This is a genomic window from Lactobacillus panisapium (assembly GCF_019469265.1).
In the GTDB taxonomy this organism is placed as follows: Bacteria; Bacillota; Bacilli; order Lactobacillales; family Lactobacillaceae; genus Lactobacillus; species Lactobacillus panisapium.
The window spans coordinates 1,821,918-1,841,298 of record NZ_CP048268.1; the positions used below are offsets into that span (position 1 = coordinate 1,821,918).

Here is a 19,381-nt window from a genome sequence, read left to right on the forward strand (position 1 = left end):
CTTAGGCTTTATTAACTTTATTTGGATCGACATTGTTTGAAGCAATGACGAATGGGACGTAGATTAAGAAGCCAACTACCATATTAACAATTTGTAATACTAGTGAACGCCAATCAAAGGTTGCCAAAATAGCATTTAAAAATGGTGGCATTGACCAAACAGATTGTGCTCTAACTGGGTTAACCCATCCTAAGCTCAAGGCACCGTATGCAATGGAAACCATAACCATTGGTGCAAGTACAAATGGAATTAAGTAAATTGGGTTCAAAACAACTGGAATACCAAACATTGTTGGCTCGTTAATATTGAAGAAACCTGGAATAATTGAAAGCTTGGCCACAGCACGCTCATCTTCACGTTTAGAGAAGACTAAGATAGCAAGTAGCAAAAGTAATGTGGCACCTGCTCCTCCGATCCAAACATAAAGGTCAAAGTCTGTTCTAGTCCAAAGGTAAGGTAATGGCTTTCCTTTTGAACTAGCATTAACATTAGCAACTAAAGCGGTCATCCAAATACTTTCGGTAACTGGTGCCAAAACATTGGTGCCGTGAATACCGAAGAACCAGAATAATTGAACTAAGAACGTAATCAGTAAGACTGACCAGTACCCTTGTCCGATCTTCATCAATGGCTCTTGAATTGTTTGTGAGATAAAGTCAATAACTGTTGTACCATTAAGGCTAAACAGATAGTCGATAATACCAACAACATATAAACCGGCAATAGCTGGAATAATACCAGTAAAGGCATTTGCAACTGCAGGAGGTACACTATCAGGCATCTTAATTGTAATGTGTTTCTTCATTAAGAAGATGTAGATTGCAACAGCAATACCACCCATAATCATAACAGTGAAGAAGCCATAAGCGCCAAAGTATTTATTAAAGTTGAAGTAACCCCAAGCACTAACATTTTTACCAGCAACAGCTGCGCCAGCATCAGTTAAGCTCTTGATATCACCTTTAGTCAAAGCATTCTTTAAGTCTAAAGAAAAACTTTGTGGCAATCCCATGATAAAGGTACCTAAAGTAACCAAACCACCGGCAATAGGCTCAGCCTTGTATTGTACACACATGTGATAACCAAACGTAAAGGCAAACAGTAAACCTAAAATAGCTGTCGAACCTGTCCATACAGTAGCGTTAATGTTAATTAACCACTGCATTGAGTTAACAAAGCCCATCCAGCCAAATTTAGTAGGCATATCTCTAACTAAAGCATTAAGAACATTAGCAATAGATCCAGCCAATACTAACGGCATAATGGAAATAAACGCGTCACGCAAAGCTACAAGCCAGCGAATTGACCCAATCTTGGCTGCGACTGGGACGACATGCTTATTTAACCAATTTATTAAAGCATTCATAATAATTCTCCTTACTATATTTCTACTCCAACTGAATTATAACACATAATTTGGAAACGCTTTAGTATTTTTGGGCAGAAATCCGCGTGGCCGTAGCGCTGACGGCATTGGTATACACCAAAGTAAGCTCTTAATCACGGTGTATTTATTGATTATCATTAATAATGGTATATACCAAAAAACTTTTAAAAAAATACCATAAATAAAATTACAAAGAAAGCTTTTTCAGCGTTTGTATAGCAAAAAGCATCCCTCTTCCATAATCGAATTTATTTTAGGGATGCTCTTTTCTTTGTTATTTAATTTGATAAGGTCGATAAGTTTTGTGTTCAGTTGAATATTCCACTACCCTTTTGATCTTTAGTCCAGAAAAATCGATCAGGGACACACCATCAAAACAATATTCCTTTTCCTCTCTTGCTTGGAAAAACCACGTAACAACAAATTGACCCGAGGTGGTTTGTTCGATCTTAAAAATTGTCCACTTTAAGACCGTCTGTTTCTGGGCCGCCACTTTAATATATGCTTTAAGTTCAGCTAGATCTTGGTAAGTAGCCCCGTAACACTCACGGTAGAACATGTCTTGTTCAAACCATTGATCTAGCTTGGAAAAATCTTTCTTAACCCAGGAATCAAAATAATCTCTGATAATTTGCTCCTTTGCATTCACAATCTGCTCTTTAGTCATAACGCATATCCTTTTTTATTTACTACTGCAATTTACCTTAGAAAAAAGGCGGCACCTATTCGGCGTCGCCTTCTATTTTTACGTGACTACTTGTTAGTAGTTGCGTAATCAGAAATGTTCAAAACTTGTTGGAACCCATTTGCACTAGTAATTGTTAAAACTGTATTGTTGTTACTAAACTGAATAGCACTCTTGTCTACCCCATTAACAGTTGCAATTAATTGCACAATTTGGTCAGCTTCAGTACTAGTTAAGTTCTTTAAATCAGCAACTACAACTTTTTTACCGTTAAGAGCTGCTTTTGCAGTATTAATTTTACTTACCGCATCATTAACTTGCGCAATAGTTGAACCAGCAGAATTAATTTGGTTACCAGTGGTAATTGCAGCATCGTAAGCATCGCGAAGTGACTTAGCTGACAGCTTGTAAGCGTCACTTGCCTTAACCGTTGCATCTTGGTTTAAAAGATCTTGCAAAGCCTTCTTATCGGAGGCAGCAGCATTTACAGTGGCGTTTTTAGCTGATTCCGGTGTATTAACTGGAGTCAGTTTTTGACCACTGATTGTGCTGACATCGTCTTCTTTAATGAAGCCATTCTTATCGCTTTGCAGCTTGTAGAATAAGACAGCCTTATTTTCGGCTTCAACCCAAATATAACGCAGTTCGCTTACCCGAGCAGTGTGACCCTTAGCAAACGTCTTGGTAGTTTGAAGAACACCTTTATCGTTGTAAACATTAGCATCACGAGCAAGAGTTACAAGAGTAGAGTTAGGATCTTGTTCTGGCTTAGAATTTGCTGGTTTTAATTGCTTACCGGTAATTACACCTACATTATTCTTCTTAACCCATTGATCAGTACCAGGATAATTGCTATCGCTAATCCGGTAGTATAATTTACTTCCGATGTATTGCAATTTATCAACTTGAATTTGTTGACCAGTTCTAAGCAATTTCTTAGTTGAATGGCCTTCACCATCATAGATGTAGGCATTGTGGCTCAAAGTAATAACAGTTGGGTCATTTTGATTGTCACTTGGTGTGTTATCAGTATCAGCAGGCTTTAACTTACCAGAAAGCTTGCCAACATTAGCTGCCTTGATAAATTGATTATCTTGACCACTAATTCTGTAGTACAGCTTTTTGCCAATATGAATTGATTGGTCAAAGCTTACGGTTTGACCCTTCTTGATCTTCTTTTTATTGGTCTTACCCTTAGCATCATAGATATAAGCATTGTGCTTAATCTTGCCTGTTACAGCTGTATTTGCTGCTGGAGTTGTTTTACCAACTTTCTTGCCGTCAACATAGCCAACGTTAGCAGCTTTTACAAAAGCACCATTACCAATGTCATAGTAGTCCTTGCCAGAAATTGTAACCTTTGAACGGTAATTCAAGGTAATGCCCTTAACAATCTTAGTATTCTTGGCACTGCCCATGTAAGTCTTCAGGCGCTTTCCATCCTTGTCATAAACATATGCATTACGACTTAACTTAATTGTGCCTTTTTTCGAAGTTTTCTTCTTAGCAGTTGCCTTTTTGGCAGCTTGTACAGTTACAGCTTGACTAGTACTTATTACTGGACTAACACCAATCAGTGCAGCAGTCGATACCATCATTAACTTATGACTTAGTTTCATCTATTTATCTACCTCGTTTTAAAAAACAATCTCAATACAGTAATTGTATACTAAAAAAGAGATTTTATAAATCAAGTTGGTAATAACTTAACTTTTCTTAATACTCTTAATTAAATACTAAAAACAAAAGTTATTGCGCCAATTTTTGTAATAATTATACTTTACTTTGCTAAAAGAACAAACTATTCAGCAGCTTTTTTACGCATTTGCCGCTCACTAATTGCAGTATAAAGCAAAAACAGCACTGCTACTATTGATGCACCGTAAAGCACGGTATTGCTGGCAATCCAGCCAAAATGATCAACTAAAATACCAATTAATGCTGTCGCCAATGTCTCGCCAAAAATGTACTGGAAAAAGCCCATAAATCCCGTCGAAGCACCAACGGCAAACTTTGGCACAACTTCATTGATCATTAAGCCAACAAGCGTCAGCGGGGCATAAATCAAGTTACCCATAATAATTAGGGCAATGATAATTACAGTATGATTGCTACTGAAAAAGTAGCAGGTTAAACAAAGCAGCATTCCAATTACACAGACAATTGAAACTGTGGCCCGCCGACCCTTTAAAGCGTCAGAAATTGCACCAATGATAATCACGCCTGGCACAGAAGCCAATTCAAAAATACCAATTACCCATTTGGCTGCTGCTGGATCAAAACCCTTATTTTGAACCAAATAAGAAGGAATCCAGCTTTGAATACCATAGCGTACAAGGTATAAAGACATTGATGTTAAGGTTACCGCCCAAACAAGCTTATTTTTCAGAATGTATTTAATAAAAATTTGCGTGATGCTTAAATCTGTTTGATCTGAGGTAGAAACTTGACCATTATCAAGGATGACTTTGTCACCGGTATAAGTTGAAATATCTGGCAAGCCCACTACCTTTGGCCGATCAGCTCCTAATAGCAAGATCAAGATGCAAATTATGAATGAAATAACCGAGGCGGTGTAGAAAACTGCGGGAATCGAGCCAGAAAAAAGAAAGACCGCCAGTTGTACGATGGCAACGCAGATAAATGAACCGGCATTGTGGGCAGAAGACCAGATAGAATACATTGTGCCCCGCATTCTTGGCCCCCACCAAAGCTGAATCATTTTTTGACAAGCCGCTGCACCCATTCCTTGGGTTACGGCCATTAAAAACATTAAGAGCATCATTAAATATAAGTTTTTGGTTGAGCCCAAGAAAATATTTAATACTGCCGACAAAAACAGGCCTGCCATCAGGTAGCGGTTGGAATCGCATTTATCAGCAAAAACGCCCATGAATAACTTAGCCACACCGTAGCCGATGCCAAAGCAGGATAAAATCAAGCCAATGTTAGCCGTGGAAAAATGATAGGCCTTCATAATATCATTTTGCTCGGTTGTAAATACTAGACGAATAATGTAATAACCAATGTAGCCAATACAAGTTGCGAGCAGCACGCCAAATTGCCGCCACTTATACGTACTTGCAACCTTTTCAGGTGGCACAATTTTCTGTGAGTCAGGTTGTTTTAAGATCCATTTAAACATTTTTTCACTCCCTTTTTATTCATGATAGCACTTTCTTAGAAATTTTAAAAAACTAAAAAAGCTTTAGCAATTTTGCTAAAGCTTTAACTATTATAGTTATTTCCAATTTGGATCATCGGCCAACGGTAATTTGTGCCAATAATCTGCTTTGTTAACTTGACGACCGCGAGCAATCGCCATGTCGTACTTGTTAACATCCTTAGTAATCGTTGAATCCGCAGCTACAAAAGCGTGATCAGCAATATTTACTGGCGCAATCAAAGTTGAACCTGAGCCGATAAATGCTCGGTCACCAACATTAATATGGTCTTTTTTAACACCATCGTAATTGGCAAAAATCGTACCGCAGCCAACATTAATGTCTTTACCTAAAGTTGCGTCGCCAACATATGTTAAATGACCAACCTTCGAGTTTTCACCAATTTCAGCATTTTTAATTTCCACAAAGTTGCCAATGTGTGCTCCCTTGCAAATAAGTGAATTTGGTCGTAAATGAGAATTTGGTCCGATATCAGTATGAGCAGCCATTTCCGAATTCTCAATCGTTGATGAAGTTACAGTAACATGATCGCCAATCTTAGAATCAATGATTCTTGAACCAGAAGTAATTAGACAGTCACTGCCAATTTCTGAATTGCCCTTGATAACCACATTACCTTCAATGACAGTATCACAAGCGATTTTAACATCTGCATCAATATAAGCAGTATCCGGATCAATAAACGTTACACCGTTTTCCATGTGCATTTGATTAATCCGCTTTTGCATAATTTTAGTAGCTTGAGCCAGCGCAATCCGATCGTTGACACCAATACTTTCACTAAAGTCACGCATCCTGTAGGCACCAATTCTTTGGCCGGCATTACGCAAGATTTCCAAGACATCAGTCAGGTAGTATTCACCCTGAGCATTCTGATTATTGACATGCTTTAATGCATCAAAAAGTAGTTTATTGTCAAAACAAAAAACGCCAGTGTTAATCTCCTTGATCTTTAAATCTTCGGGGCTACCATCTTTTTGCTCAACAATTCGCAGCACGTTATCTTGATCATCACGGATAATTCGTCCATAGCCATAAGGATCAGGAGCCTGAGCTGTTAAAACTGTAGCTGCATTACCCTTGTTCTGATGGTAATCAAATAATTTTTGGAAGGTTTCACTGGTAAAAAGCGGAGTATCTCCCGTAATTACCAGAGTAGCGCCATCTTTATCAGCCAGTTCTTTTTCGGCAGTTAAAACGGCGTCACCAGTACCCAACTGCTTTTTCTGTAAAGCGAATTCGGATTTGCCAGCAAGCACTTTTTCAACTTCCTGAGCACCATTACCAACGACCGTCACAATTTTGTCAGGCTTAATCGCTTGGGCTGCTTGAACAACGTGTTCAACCATTGATTTACCACATACTTGGTGCAAGACTTTGTAAAGGCGGGACTTCATCCTTGTACCTTTACCAGCTGCAAGAACAACTACAAACTTTTTCATTACTTTTAGCCTCTTTTATTCTCAGATTAATTCTTTATTTTTTAGTATAACATTTATCCTAAAAGCGGTTAAAGTCCGTATGTGCTATAAGCGTGCCCGGTTCGGCCAGGATTACTTTCTTTTTACCGTCAACACGCTTTATTTTAACTAAAGAAAGATGCCCTTCTATTAGTTTTTCATCTTCAAAATCGGCTTCACATAGTACACAAACACCAGCAATATTACTGTTAAATTCTCTAACTAGTTGCTGCATTCCAGTTAGCGTACCACCAGCCATCATAAAGTCATCGACTAATAAAACATTTGAGTTTTCTTTCAAAACCCTTGTTGGCAACTCCATTTTAGACACGCGATCAAGAGAAGAAGAAATATAATTAACCGAAACGGTGGCCCCTTCTGTCACCTTCGAGCGTTTACGCGCAATAATAAACGGAACGTTCAAATAACGAGCGACAGCCTGAGCAAGTGAAATCCCTTTAGTTTCAATTGTCATCACCACATCTATATCGGCATAAGCGTAACGCGTTGCAATCAGCTTGCCAATTTTTTCAAGGTCTTGGGGATTGCCCAGAATATCAGAAAGATAAACAAAGCCTCCAGCTAAAATACGTTCTGGATCCTCAATTCGCGTTGCCAAATCCTGCAGGTAATGTTGCGCATGCTTTTTACCCCAAAATGGAACATAGCGGACACCACCAGCAGCACCTGCTACAGTTTCTAAGATTCCATCCTGGTTATCAGCTAAAGTATGCTTTAAAATTGCCAAGTCTTCAGAAATGGATGATTTAGCGGCACCATAGCGTTTGGCAAAAAACGGTAATGGAATTAAGTCGTGTGGTCGCTCCATTAAATATTTAGTCATGTCAACTAATCGCTCTGAACGTTTCATAAAATCTCCTCCCCAATGTTTGTTTTTTACATGTTTCTACTATACACTGAACCACAAAAAAAGACACTAACATTTTTCAATGTTAATGCCAAAAAATTATTTTTTCACCCTAACTTGATTTATTCAGCTGAATCATCAAATTTTAATGTAATATTTTTGGTTAACAAATCCGTGTAACTGTAAGAAACATGTTCAAAGTTATTTTGATCTTGGTCTAAATCGACTACAAAAACTGCTGGAAATGTTTCCTTTAATACACCGCGTCTCTTGGTAACCTTCTTACGTCCTGCTCTTGCAACAACAGTTAAAGAATCTCCTAAATGTGAATCTAATTTCTGCTTTATGGTAGTAATAGATGTTGGCACTGATAACAACTCCTTTAGGAGCCTATTTTACCACAATATTATTATTTTTTCAATTCTTTTTAAGAGCAGCCCAAGATCGCTTTCATCAATCAGCAGCCGGGATTTCCTTTGCCAATTGAATAAATTGGGCAATTTGTAATTGTTCGGGCCTGATGCGCGGTTCTACTCCAATAGCGGCAATAATTCGGGCACGTTCGTCACTATCAGATACCAAATTTTTCAAGTTATTGTTTAAAGTCTTTCGTCTTTGAGCAAAACACATTTTTACTACCCAGTTAAAGTGTTTAACATCGCCAACATCTGGCTTATCTGCTAAAGGCTTAAGCACTACAACGCAGGAATCAACCTTCGGACGTGGAATAAACGAACTGCTTTTAACAGTTAAAGCATTCCGAACACTCATCTGCGTTTGAACAGCAATTGTTAGTGGTCCGTACTCCTTGCTATTGGGCTGAGCGCCAAGACGCTCGGCTACTTCCTGCTGCATCATTAAGGTTAAACTAGTGAAGTTTAAGTCTGATTGATTTAAAAAGAAAATAATTGGAGTTGTTATATAGTACGGTAAATTTGCGACTACTTTGACTGGTTTATTCATATCAAAAAAGCCACTTAGATCCTTAGCAAAATCTGCTTTCAAAATATCTTTTAATAACAGTTTGAAACGGTCCTGCAACAATGCACCATTAACTTTGGCTGGTAACTCATTATGCAAAATTTCAGGCAAGCTCTCGTCAACTTCATAAGCAAAAACTTTCGCGCCTGCTAACAATAATTGCTCCGTCAACGAACCAATGCCTGGTCCAATTTCAATTACTTGGTCATCAGGTTTTATTTCAGCCGCTTGAACAATGCCCTGAATAGCATCTAAATCAACCAGAAAGTTTTGACCAAGATTTTTCTTTGCATGGACGAAATAACGGTTAATAATTGCTTGAGTCCTGACAAACGAGCCAATTGGAATTTCATTATTCATTTTTTGCCTCCTCAACTGCCTGCTCAAGTTCAGCAAGTGTCACACCAAAGGTATGCAGCCTTTTATAAAACTGCTTGGCATTGCCATAGCCAACCCGCAATTTTATGCCGACTTGCTCTCGTAATTTGCGAGAATCTACACCACTGGACAGTCCCAGCCTTTGGTAATCGCTTTTAGTTAAGTCACTTGGTAAAGCTTGGCTTTCATGTAAGTCCTGCAAGGCTTTCACGAGTGCTTGTTTTGAAGCATGCTCTACCCCCAATGAACTACCGCGACCATGCTTAGTCGGTTCTCCTTCTTTGCGCGTGATAAACGCCTGCTTGGCATTAGGGACAGCTTCTGTCACTAACCGCCGAATTCGTTCACCGTTGAGATCCGGGTCAGTTAACACAATAATTTCACGATTTTTAGCTAATTCCTTCAGTTCTGTTAAAACCGCCTCCGGAACATCTGAACCGTTGGTTTCAATTGTTTCGATCCCAGGAAAAAATTGGTTTAAGCGAATCGTATCATCTTTGCCCTCAACGACCACAACAGCATTAAATTGTTTTTTATTTAAGACCATAAACCCTCATTGTATTTGTGTACGTGGCTTCTGCAACTTCTTCTAACGAAATATTTTTAAGCTGCGCAATTGCTTTTGCTACATAGTAGACATTACCCGGCTCGTTTTGACGGCCACGGTAAGGCTTAGGCGTTAGAAATGGTGCATCGGTTTCTACTAGCAAACGGTCGAGCGGCGTATTTTTGGCCGCCTCATGAACCTCGGTTGCCTTGGTAAACGAAACAACACCCGAATATGAGAAACAAACATTCAAGTCTAAAAATTTTGCTAGCCACGATGAATTGCCGTTAAAGCTATGGAGAACTGCACCGTATTCCAGATTGCTATTTTTTAAAATATCATAACAATCAGCAAACGCATCCCTTGTATGGATATCTACGGGCTTCTTCAATTCGTGGGCAACCTCAATCTGGCGAGCAAACACTTCACGCTGCTTTTGGCGCGGTGATTCATCCCAATAATAATCAAGACCGATTTCTCCCATTGCAACAACACCAGGTATTTGCAGCTGCTCAATTAATTGGTCTTCAGCTTCTTGATTGTAATCCTTAGCTACATCGGGGCAGTACCCCACCATTGCATACACTTGGCTAAAGCGCTGACTGAGGTCAATCGCACGCTTATTAAAATCCGGATCTTGCCCGACGCAAATTAGTTTAGTTACACCTAACTTTTGTGCACGATCAAGGTAAAATTCTTCTTTTCCCCGAAAGGGTTCATCCTGCAAATGCGTATGGTTATCAATTAATTCCATTAAGCTAAATCTGCCCCAATTTCATGTTCATCGCCAACTAGTGCCAATTTGACTTGACCATTCTTTTCGCTTGAAAGCAGCATTCCTTGGCTCAGATGACCTAACATCTTGCGTGGCTTTAAATTAGTCACAGCCAAAACTTTTTTACCTAATAATTCACTTGCATTAGGGTAATATTTCCGAATGCCGCTCAGAATTTGCCGCTCATCACCATTACCAAAATCCAATTGGAATTGCAGCAATTTGCTTGAACCTTGAACTGGCTCAACTGCTAAAATTTTACCAACTTGGATCTTAACTTTATCAAAATCATCAATCGTGATTTCAGGTCCTTGTTCTTTTTCACTCCGGCTTTGCTTTTTTGGCTTAGCCTTTGCCATTTCATCTTGAATATACTTAATTTCCTCTTCAGGCTTTAAGCGTGGATAAATTGGTTCTGGCTTTTCTGTAACTTGGACATTCCAGTCAAAATCGCCAAAGTGAAGCTTCTTTTGGTCCTCATTATTCCAGTCCAGACCAAGTTGCTTAAACATTTCTACTGGTGTTCTAGTCATAATTGGCGCAATTAATAACGCAATAATCCGCAAGCTTTCAGCCAGATTGGTCATTACACGCGCCAAATCGTCCTTTTTACCTTCTTTATTCAAGGCCCAAGGCATCGTTTCATCAATATATTTATTAGCGCGACTAACTAGTTGCCAGATATCTTCAATGGCTTGAGTGAAGTGAAGTGTATCCATTTTCTTCAGATAATCAGTGATTACGTTGTTAGCAACTTTAATTAGATCTTGACCTAATTCATCTTGCTCTGATGCAATTGGACTAACTTTGCCGTCTTGATACTGATTAATCATAGATACCGTTCTGTTTAATAAGTTGCCTAAATCATTAGCTAAATCATAGTTAACTCTCTCAACGAAATCTTCTGGAGTAAAGACACCATCTGCACCAAATGGCAATGCGCGCATTAAGTAGTAGCGCAAAGCGTCAACACCATAACGGTTAATGATTGATTCTGGGTAAACGGCATTGCCCTTAGACTTGGACATTTTACCGTCTTTCATCAATACCCAACCATGACCAATAATGTGCTTTGGTAGTGGCAATCCTAATGCCATCAACATAATTGGCCAGTAGATTGTATGGAAGCGAACAATCTCTTTACCTACAAGGTGAACATCAGCAGGCCAGTATTTCTTAAATAAAGAATCGTCATCAGAGCCATACCCTAATGCAGTAATATAGTTGGACAACGCGTCAATCCAAACATAAACCACGTGCTTAGGATCACTTGGCACAGGAATTCCCCAAGAAACAGTTGTCCGCGTGACGGAAAGATCTTCAAGGCCTGGTTTAATAAAGTTATTAACCATTTCCTTTTCACGTGAATGAGGCAAAATGAAATCAGGATGATCTTGATAATACTGGTAAAGTCGATCAGCGTACTTGCTCATCTTGAAGAAATATGATGGCTCTTTAACTAATTGCACTTCATGGCCTGATGGTGCCTTACCACCAATTACATTGCCGGTGTCATCTTTATAGACTTCGGCCAATTGCGATTCTGTAAAGTATTCTTCATCTTCAACTGAATACCAGCCAGTGTATTCACCAAGATAAATATCACCCTGCTTTAAAAGCTGTTCAAAAATCTTTTGAACACCCTTAACATGCTCTTCGTCAGTAGTTCGAATAAATTTGTCATATGAGATATCCAGGCTTTTCCATAACTTTTTGTATGTTTTAACCATCTTGTCGACAAACTCTTGGGGTTTAATACCTTGTTTTTCAGCTTTTTGTTCAATTTTTAAGCCGTGTTCATCGGTACCAGTTAAAAAGAAAGTATCGTAACCCTGACTACGCTTGTAGCGTGCCATTACATCAGCCGCAATTGTTGTGTATGCATTACCAATTGTTAGACGACCAGACGGATAGTAGATTGGGGTTGTAATATAAAAAGTTTTTTTATCAGCCATGTTCATTTTCTCCTTAAGATTCGTTTAATTTCATTATATTATACTACATCAATAAAAAAGAGAATTCCTTACGGAGTTCTCTTTTTTACTATTTCATAACGTAATTTGCTTAAAATAGCCTGCTTTTTTCCCTTTTGCTTAGGACTTGGTCCTAACAAGCTCGCTGCGCTTGGAAGACACAACTTTAAGAAATAACCTGAAAATTCTTTAATCAAAAAGTGTGTTTCTTTACCACTAAGACATAGGACTAAATATTAAATTCCCTGTAACTAAAGGGCTTTTTAGGCAGGTATAGCCTTAAATTAAAAACTTTTCGTTTTTAAGGTAGAAGTGCTTAACAATCGTTGTTAACAGGATGTAAAGAACAAGAATTGCCAAAACTACCCAAATAAAGCTGACGGGCATTTTGCCAAAGCCCAATTTATTTGCAAGAAATGAAAACGGAATTAGTGTCCCAATGACGCCGGCGCCAAAAGTTGCTAGCGTTACGCCAGGTGCAGCATGTTGACCAATAAACGGCAAGCGTGGGTCCCGCAATGCATGAATAACCATTTCTTGCGTCCACAGTGATTCAATGAACCAACCAGTGTGGAACAATGCAATAAAGGCAGCTTGCTGTGCTGGATTAAGTGTTTGATAGCTGCCACCAACAAGGTGTGGACAAATCACAAAGAAGAGTAAGCCAAAAGTCAAAATATCAAATATTGATGATGTTGGTCCAAAATAAAACATAAATTTAGGCAATTTTTTCGTCGACCAACTACGCGGCTCACTTAAAAATTCATTTGACATGTCATCAAATGGTAACGACAAGCAGCTTGTGCCGTAAAGCAAATCTAAAACTAGTAACTGTAATGGCAACATTGGCAAAAATGGCAAGAATGACGAAGCCACCATGATTGATAAAATATTACCGAAATTGGAAGATAAAGTTATCTTAATGTATTTCATCGTATTGCCAAATACTTTGCGCCCGATTCTTACTCCGGTTTCCAGCACATTTAAGTCTTTATGCAGCAAAATAATATCAGCGGATTCCTTAGCGATATCCACCGCAGTATCCACAGAAATCGATACATCAGCGGCCTTCATTGCTGGCGCGTCATTGATACCGTCTCCCATATAACCGACGGTATGACCATTTTGCTTGAGCAAGTTAATAATATTGGTTTTATCTTCTGGCGATAACTTAACAAAGATATTGCATTCTTCTACCATTTTAGCTAATTCTTCCGGCTTTTTGCCTTCTAAATCAGCACCGGAATAAACCGTGTCGACATTGAGCCCAACTTGCAGGCCCACAGTTCTTGTAACGGCTTCATTATCACCAGTTAAAATCTTAACGGTGATCCCATCCTTTTTAAGTCTAGCCAAAGCATCTTTAGCACTTTCCTTAGGTGGATCAAGGAATGCTAAGAAACCACAAAGGATTAAGTCGCTTTCATCTTTGACCGAGAATTCGCCTACTGGAGCAGGATTACGCTTGTAAGCAAGCATAATTACCCGTAAGCCGTCATCATTCATGTCATTGACTTTTGCCATTACTTTCTGCTTGCGTTCAGGTGTTAATGGCAAAATCTGTCCGTCAACCTCGATCTTAGTGGAAACAGCAATCATTTCCTCGGACGCACCTTTAGTAACAAGTAGGTGTTCGCCGTGCTCACGGTCAGAATTTTCCACAACAACGCTCATTCTTCTACGAGAGAAGTCAAATGGAATCTCATCAATTTTGTTATAATCACGCTGAATTTCATTGATATCAAGCTCATCACCAGCAGCTTCAATGATGGCTTTATCAATTAGATTTTTCATCCCCGTTTGGTAGTAAGAATTGAGGTAACCCAGTTCCAAAATAGTGGAATTTTCGTGTAAATTTAAGTCATAATGCCGCTCCAAAACAACTTTGTCCTGCGTCAAAGTTCCAGTTTTATCCGTACATAGGATATCAGCTGAACCGAAGTTTTGGATTGAATTCATCTTTTTGACGATTGTGCCCTTTTTCGACATTTCGATTGAACCCTTAACAAGGTTAGTCGTCACAATAACGGGCAGCATCTCTGGCGTTAAACCAACAGCGGTTGCAATTGAGAAAATCAGTGCGTTAACCCAATCACCCTTAGTCAAACCGTTAATAATAAAAACAAGCGGAGCAATAATTGCCGTCATAATAATTAACAACTTGGAGACATTTTTAATCCCGACATCAAAGGCAGTATTTTTAACATCGTGGTGTGAAATATCATGAGCAAGCTTACCAAACATGGTTCGTTCGCCCGTCGCAAACACGACACCCAAACCTGAACCCGAAACGATTGTCGTCCCCTCATAAAGAATATTAGGGTAATCCAGGTAGTCACGGTCAGCCCCAATCTTGGGCTTTTTAGTCGCAATTTTCTCAACCGGATTAGATTCACCGTTAAGAGAACTTGAGGAGCAAAAGAGGTCTTTGCTTGAAAGCAGCCGCATATCTGCTGGCACCATATCACCAGCAGCCAGACGAATGACGTCTCCTACTACAACTTCACTGGTATCAATTTCCTGGTCTTTACCGTCTCTGATAATGTCAGTTGTTACGGAAACCATCTTCAATAATGAATCAACCGCATTTGAAGACCTGACATTTTGAATAAAACTTGTAATCCCAGAAATGAATACCATTATTAGCATAATGGCAACAGTTGTTAAATCTTTTTCACCAGCTGGAACAAAGATGTAATCCGTAAATAGCGACAGGGTCGCTAAGACCAGCAGTACTAATGTAAACGGCGTAATAAATGCTTCCGCTAAGAAACGTAACTTAGAATTATGCTTATTGGACGCAATCGTATTTGCCCCATATTCCGCGCGATTTTTTTCTGCCTGCCTTGTGGATAAACCATTACTGCTAGCATGCAGTCTTGCTAAGGTCTCTGATCTGCCTTCATTAGCAATTGCTTTGACCAATGCTAGATCTTTGTTGCTGGTTGTCTCACTTGGTTTTCTCAGCATCATTCTCACTCTCCCTTTTTCCAAAAACGCAAACAAACTAAAAAGGGACCCACCTAAGCTGCCGCTGGTGACCCCCTTTTAAACAAGGTATCATTATACTCGTCGTTCAGTTTTAACACTACGCAACGTAAGCCTATAGCTAGCTATCTGGTTACCGCCTTATGTCGACGGAAACTATTTAACTCGTTGGCATCTCTGGATGTTTCCGGGCGATAGCATATGTTCACGTAGGAGTCTCACCTAACAGTTTATTTGTTTACTTATTTAATTTGCATTGTGAGTGTAATACAAAACTGCGCATTAAGTCAACCTTTTTACTTATTTTTTCAAATGCAGGTTATTTCTAAAGAAGTACATTAAGCCGCCAATTACTATAACTAGACAAAGCGCAATTGGTAAGGCAAGTCGACGCGGATGTGACAGTTGAGCACGCTCTTCACTTGAAAGATCATATTTATCTAACGCGTACTGGTAGCGCTGATCAATCGTGGTCGCACAGGCACGAAAGACAAAACGCAATCCACGGTTAAATTCTTTTTTGTTATTACTTCGCAATTGGTTAGACTGCGAGCGGATAATCGTTCCCCTAACATCAGCCGTAAAAGCACCGTGCAAATCTTTACTTGAATAGATCTGCACATTACGTTTCTTATTGGCACTACCTACAACAATAAAAACTGTCCGCTTATATTTGTTTAACTTTTTGGGTGTTAAATGGTCAACCCGATTGACCGTTTTTACAATGATTACTGGTTGCTCGCTTGTCTGCAGGTAGCGATCATTTTTTTCCTTAATCAGCTTACTCGTTTTCTTTTCTAATAAATGCCCATTATCGTGAACATATGGGTTAGAAAAAGCAGTCATCGTGAAAAAAATGCCCAGTAAAGCTGTTAGCAAGGTCAGCTTAGTTCTCAGCTTCCTCCAATTTATGTGCCAATTGCTCCACATATTTACGGTCAATTTTAATTTGTTCATAAGGAACCCCACAATCTTTAAATAGTGCAATTGCCAGCGGACTATCATGATAATCAAAATAATAATTGATTCGTTTAATACCCGCTTGAACAAGAGCCTTAGCACAATTATAGCAAGGAAAGTGTGTTACATAAATTTCTGTGTTATCAGTTGAAACACCATTGCGCGCACATTGAATCAGTGAATTCATCTCGGAATGAATCGTTCTTACGCAGTGCCCATCAACGAGCTGGTGACCGACATCATCGCAATGGGGCTCGCCGGTAACCGAACCGTTATAACCCGTCCCGATAATCCGATTATCCTTGACCAAAACACTGCCAACAAGAGCACGGTCACAAGTTGAGCGCTGGGCAATTACCAGTGCCTGCATCATAAAATACTGCTTCCAAGGAATCCGGTTGTGCATTTTTTACCTCTTAAAGTAATTCAAACCGATTGCATCACGAACTTCATCCAAAGTCTGATTGGCAACCTCATTAGCTTTTTTCGAGCCTTCGATCAGCATTTCGTAAACTTCATCCTGATTTTGCTCGTAGCGTGCGCGACGCTGACGAATTGGCTCCAACTCATTTTCTAAGACGGTATTTAAATAGCGCTTAATTTTAACGTCACCCAAGCCGCCTTTTTGGTATTCTTCCTTCAATTCTGCTACTTTATTCTTGTCAGGATCAAAAATATCAAGATAAGTAAACACAGTATTGCCTTCTACCTTACCTGGATCTTCGACATGAATATGATCAGGATCAGTATACATCGACATCACTTTTTTCTGAACTGTTGCAGCGTCATCCGATAAATAAATTGCATTACCCAAAGATTTCGACATTTTTGCATTGCCGTCCAGCCCTGGCAACCGACCCTGGCCTTTTTCTGGGAAGTAACCTTCCGGTTCAACCAAAACATTGCAGTGATATACCCGATTAAAGGTGCGGACAATTTCTCGTGCCTGTTCAAGCATTGGTTCTTGGTCGTCTCCCACCGGTACAAGTGTTGCTTTAAAAGCAGTTATATCGGCTGCTTGTGAAACTGGATAATTCAAAAATCCGACTGGAATTGAATCGTTAAAGCCTTTTTGCTTAATTTCGGCCTTAACTGTTGGGTTGCGTTCTAGGCGACTAACAGTCACTAAGTCCATATAATAAGCAGTAAGCTCGAATAAGGCGGAAATCTGAGACTGAACAAAAATAGTTGAAATTTCAGGATTAATCCCCACAGCCAGATAATCTAGGGCAACTTGGATTAGACTAGCCCGAATTTTTTCAGGATCACGAGCGTTATCAGTTAACGCCTGCGTATCGGCAATCATAATATACGGATGATACTCACCTGAATTTTGTAGCAGCACGCGGTTTTTCAACGAACCAATATAATGACCTACGTGCAACTTTCCCGTTGGGCGGTCACCTGTAAGGATAACTTTTTTATTCATTGTCTTTAACCTTTCCTAAAAATAAAACCTGCTTTAATGTGATAATTACAGTTAATTCTACCAAAAATTAAGCAATGATTAAATATGGAGGATAAAATGTGCAATCAATTTCAACTGCCAAGTTTGGCAGATACCAAAAAGTATTTAGTTAGTGACCTTCATTTACCTTTAGAAGAACCATCATTTGACTTTCCTGAAAACTGTAGCGTTTTTCCTAAAGGGATTGCGCCAGTGCTGCTTTATCAAGATAATCGCTTGGAGCTGGTTCCTAAAACCTGGGGTTATCCCAGTCCATTTGACCACAAAAAGGTTGTTTTTAACGCTCGCATTGAGCGCTTCTTCGAAAAAAAGCGGTCGATGTGGGATTCTTCCTTTGCTAAGTCAAGGTGCATCATCATTGCTAATCAGTTCTTCGAATCTGGGCGTAAAACTTACACTGCCACCAACAAACATCAGTATCACGAACGGTTTACCTTTCATAATCCAGATGAACCATTAACTTTAATCGCCGGGATTTATCAAAATGATTATTTTTCAATGGCAACTACTAAGCCAAATTCTGTTATGGCACCGGTACATGACCGCATGCCGCTAATTATCGCACCTAGTGAACTGCGCCAGTGGCTTTTTCAGGACTTTTCTAGCTTAGTCGATCGCAAGCAAATAAGCTTAACTTCCGCCAAAGTCCCCAACCGAAAGTAAATTTTGCTTACCTAACTACACTTAAAGCTAACTTCTTGCATTAGACCAAAAACAAAGCTTGGTTTTACCGCTAAAAAATGGTAAACTTATTCAGTAATGCGGGTATAGTTTAATGGTAGAACGTTAGCTTCCCAAGCTGAAGATGCGGGTTCGATTCACGCTATCCGCTTAGATTAAAAGGCAATGATTTAAACATCATTGCCTTTTTTGTTGTTCATAAATTAGGTCATAATTAGTAAAATAACGCCATTTAATGCCGCTAAATAGACCGGCATCCACATTGTTTGCGTATATAAGTACGACCAAGCAAAAATTGCCCCAAATAGTGCATTAACCACCAGCAAGGGGACAGAGCTTTGCCAGTTAAGCAGACTAAATAAGATACCAGAAGTAATAATTCCTAAAATGGCTGTTGCCACCGTATTACTACGGAAAGCATAATTAAATAAAAAGCCGGTTGTCAAAAATTCCTGCAAAATTGGCAAAACCAAGCCAACTGCTACCACTAGGAACCAATAGGTCGCGACAGATTCATGCTGCAAATAAGCAATTTGAAAACCATAGAATTTAATTTTGCCATAAGACTGCAACCAGGCAGTACAAATTCGCAAGGCGGTCACAACTATCGTTAAGCTGATAATCAGACCAAAATTGCTAAGCCAGGAGCCAGAAAAACTTCGGTCAAAAAAGCGCTGTTCACGGTTAAACCGATAAATAAAAAATAGTAATATCATCAAAGAAATTGTTGCAAATAAAATCAGATCCCAGATATGGATTGGCGAATTTTTAGCAACTAACTTGATTACGCCAGCAACCATTAAATAACCAATAAAATAAACGATGTAGCGTATAAGGTTGCCCTCTCTTGATGCTGGTGTATTCACTAAAATTACCTCTATCCTATATGTACCTTACAAATTCCATATTATAGCAAAAAAAGCTAATTTTATGAAACGCCAGCTTAGATTTTTCAGTTTGCTTTTTATTGTTAGCATCTTGCACTCAAACCAAGCCTAAGTGCTTATTTTAAAAAGGATTTTTCTCGGCAATACTGAATAAGCGC

Annotated in this window: 17 protein-coding genes, 1 tRNA gene and 1 riboswitch; of the genes, 2 read left to right on the top strand and 16 right to left on the bottom strand. The window is 39.2% G+C overall.

The genetic code is table 11. The features are described 5' to 3' along the window. Position 1: 1 nt before the first annotated feature. The 15 genes from GYM71_RS08655 to trpS all read right to left on the bottom strand — a co-directional run bounded on the left by GYM71_RS08655 (position 2) and on the right by trpS (position 17,616). Positions 2 to 1,366, bottom strand: a complete 1,365-nt coding sequence (locus tag GYM71_RS08655; RefSeq protein WP_220220168.1) for a PTS sugar transporter subunit IIC — start codon at positions 1,364 to 1,366, stop codon at positions 2 to 4. Between the two features lie 295 nt (positions 1,367 to 1,661). Continuing rightward, entirely contained in the window at positions 1,662 to 2,054 is a 393-nt protein-coding gene (locus tag GYM71_RS08660) for a nuclear transport factor 2 family protein (protein ID WP_220220169.1), read from the bottom strand. Positions 2,055 to 2,140: 86 nt separating this feature from the next. After that, positions 2,141 to 3,691, bottom strand: a complete 1,551-nt coding sequence (locus tag GYM71_RS08665; RefSeq protein WP_103752272.1) for an SLAP domain-containing protein — start codon at positions 3,689 to 3,691, stop codon at positions 2,141 to 2,143. A 182-nt stretch (positions 3,692 to 3,873) separates the two neighbouring features. Continuing rightward, positions 3,874 to 5,217, bottom strand: coding sequence for an MFS transporter (locus tag GYM71_RS08670; RefSeq protein ID WP_220220170.1), 1,344 nt, complete (start codon positions 5,215 to 5,217; stop codon positions 3,874 to 3,876). Positions 5,218 to 5,313: 96 nt separating this feature from the next. After that, positions 5,314 to 6,699, bottom strand: a complete 1,386-nt coding sequence (glmU, locus tag GYM71_RS08675; protein ID WP_103752270.1) for a bifunctional UDP-N-acetylglucosamine diphosphorylase/glucosamine-1-phosphate N-acetyltransferase GlmU — start codon at positions 6,697 to 6,699, stop codon at positions 5,314 to 5,316. Positions 6,700 to 6,757: 58 nt separating this feature from the next. After that, positions 6,758 to 7,588 (bottom strand): pur operon repressor, encoded by an 831-nt coding sequence (purR, locus tag GYM71_RS08680; RefSeq protein ID WP_103752269.1) that lies wholly within the window; start codon positions 7,586 to 7,588, stop codon positions 6,758 to 6,760. A 119-nt stretch (positions 7,589 to 7,707) separates the two neighbouring features. Next, complete coding sequence (locus tag GYM71_RS08685) at positions 7,708 to 7,953, bottom strand: Veg family protein (RefSeq protein ID WP_103752268.1); 246 nt, start codon at positions 7,951 to 7,953, stop codon at positions 7,708 to 7,710. An 85-nt stretch (positions 7,954 to 8,038) separates the two neighbouring features. Next, complete coding sequence (gene rsmA, locus GYM71_RS08690; protein WP_220220171.1) at positions 8,039 to 8,926, bottom strand: 16S rRNA (adenine(1518)-N(6)/adenine(1519)-N(6))-dimethyltransferase RsmA; 888 nt, start codon at positions 8,924 to 8,926, stop codon at positions 8,039 to 8,041. After that, positions 8,919 to 9,491, bottom strand: coding sequence for a ribonuclease M5 (gene rnmV / locus GYM71_RS08695; protein ID WP_220220172.1), 573 nt, complete (start codon positions 9,489 to 9,491; stop codon positions 8,919 to 8,921). The genes rsmA and rnmV overlap by 8 nt, the downstream gene beginning before the upstream one ends. Further along, positions 9,478 to 10,245, bottom strand: a complete 768-nt coding sequence (locus GYM71_RS08700; RefSeq protein WP_220220173.1) for a TatD family hydrolase — start codon at positions 10,243 to 10,245, stop codon at positions 9,478 to 9,480. Before GYM71_RS08700 ends, rnmV begins: the two co-directional genes overlap by 14 nt. Then, positions 10,245 to 12,221, bottom strand: coding sequence for a methionine--tRNA ligase (gene metG / locus GYM71_RS08705; RefSeq protein ID WP_220220174.1), 1,977 nt, complete (start codon positions 12,219 to 12,221; stop codon positions 10,245 to 10,247). The genes GYM71_RS08700 and metG overlap by 1 nt, the downstream gene beginning before the upstream one ends. Positions 12,222 to 12,518: 297 nt before the next feature. Further along, positions 12,519 to 15,212, bottom strand: coding sequence for a magnesium-translocating P-type ATPase (gene mgtA / locus GYM71_RS08710; protein WP_374106523.1), 2,694 nt, complete (start codon positions 15,210 to 15,212; stop codon positions 12,519 to 12,521). An 87-nt stretch (positions 15,213 to 15,299) separates the two neighbouring features. Beyond that, positions 15,300 to 15,464, bottom strand: a riboswitch (M-box (ykoK) riboswitch). Positions 15,465 to 15,527: 63 nt separating this feature from the next. After that, positions 15,528 to 16,184 (bottom strand): TPM domain-containing protein, encoded by a 657-nt coding sequence (locus tag GYM71_RS08715; RefSeq protein WP_244986816.1) that lies wholly within the window; start codon positions 16,182 to 16,184, stop codon positions 15,528 to 15,530. Beyond that, complete coding sequence (locus GYM71_RS08720; protein ID WP_103752263.1) at positions 16,114 to 16,593, bottom strand: deoxycytidylate deaminase; 480 nt, start codon at positions 16,591 to 16,593, stop codon at positions 16,114 to 16,116. The genes GYM71_RS08715 and GYM71_RS08720 overlap by 71 nt, the downstream gene beginning before the upstream one ends. Positions 16,594 to 16,596: 3 nt before the next feature. Then, positions 16,597 to 17,616 carry a tryptophan--tRNA ligase gene (trpS, locus tag GYM71_RS08725; protein WP_103752262.1) on the bottom strand — a complete coding sequence of 340 codons (1,020 nt, stop codon included), beginning with the start codon at positions 17,614 to 17,616 and terminating at the stop codon, positions 16,597 to 16,599. A gap of 96 nt (positions 17,617 to 17,712) precedes the next feature. Between trpS and GYM71_RS08730 the strand changes: the two genes are divergently transcribed. Beyond that, on the top strand, positions 17,713 to 18,318 hold the full coding sequence (locus tag GYM71_RS08730; protein WP_220220175.1) for an SOS response-associated peptidase family protein: 606 nt from the start codon (positions 17,713 to 17,715) through the stop codon (positions 18,316 to 18,318). Between the two features lie 98 nt (positions 18,319 to 18,416). Continuing rightward, positions 18,417 to 18,487, top strand: a tRNA-Gly gene (locus GYM71_RS08735). A 52-nt stretch (positions 18,488 to 18,539) separates the two neighbouring features. On the opposite strand, the gene GYM71_RS08740 is transcribed toward GYM71_RS08735, so the two are convergent. Next, positions 18,540 to 19,202, bottom strand: a complete 663-nt coding sequence (locus tag GYM71_RS08740) for a CPBP family intramembrane glutamic endopeptidase (RefSeq protein ID WP_103752260.1) — start codon at positions 19,200 to 19,202, stop codon at positions 18,540 to 18,542. Between the last annotated feature and the right edge of the window lie 179 nt (positions 19,203 to 19,381).

Bases quoted from the DNA above. Each gene is read 5' to 3' on its own strand.
- GYM71_RS08730 (WP_220220175.1), top strand. From the start codon at position 17,713: ATGTGCAATCAATTTCAACTGCCAAGTTTGGCAGATACCAAAAAGTAT.
- GYM71_RS08655 (WP_220220168.1), bottom strand. From the start codon at position 1,366: ATGAATGCTTTAATAAATTGGTTAAATAAGCATGTCGTCCCAGTCGCA.
- mgtA (WP_374106523.1), bottom strand. From the start codon at position 15,212: ATGATGCTGAGAAAACCAAGTGAGACAACCAGCAACAAAGATCTAGCA.
- metG (WP_220220174.1), bottom strand. From the start codon at position 12,221: ATGGCTGATAAAAAAACTTTTTATATTACAACCCCAATCTACTATCCG.
- rnmV (WP_220220172.1), bottom strand. From the start codon at position 9,491: ATGGTCTTAAATAAAAAACAATTTAATGCTGTTGTGGTCGTTGAGGGC.
- GYM71_RS08670 (WP_220220170.1), bottom strand. From the start codon at position 5,217: ATGTTTAAATGGATCTTAAAACAACCTGACTCACAGAAAATTGTGCCA.
- rsmA (WP_220220171.1), bottom strand. From the start codon at position 8,926: ATGAATAATGAAATTCCAATTGGCTCGTTTGTCAGGACTCAAGCAATT.
- GYM71_RS08660 (WP_220220169.1), bottom strand. From the start codon at position 2,054: ATGACTAAAGAGCAGATTGTGAATGCAAAGGAGCAAATTATCAGAGAT.
- purR (WP_103752269.1), bottom strand. From the start codon at position 7,588: ATGAAACGTTCAGAGCGATTAGTTGACATGACTAAATATTTAATGGAG.
- GYM71_RS08665 (WP_103752272.1), bottom strand. From the start codon at position 3,691: ATGAAACTAAGTCATAAGTTAATGATGGTATCGACTGCTGCACTGATT.
- trpS (WP_103752262.1), bottom strand. From the start codon at position 17,616: ATGAATAAAAAAGTTATCCTTACAGGTGACCGCCCAACGGGAAAGTTG.
- GYM71_RS08700 (WP_220220173.1), bottom strand. From the start codon at position 10,245: ATGGAATTAATTGATAACCATACGCATTTGCAGGATGAACCCTTTCGG.
- glmU (WP_103752270.1), bottom strand. From the start codon at position 6,699: ATGAAAAAGTTTGTAGTTGTTCTTGCAGCTGGTAAAGGTACAAGGATG.
- GYM71_RS08720 (WP_103752263.1), bottom strand. From the start codon at position 16,593: ATGCACAACCGGATTCCTTGGAAGCAGTATTTTATGATGCAGGCACTG.
- GYM71_RS08715 (WP_244986816.1), bottom strand. From the start codon at position 16,184: ATGAACAAATTAAAATTGACCGTAAATATGTGGAGCAATTGGCACATA.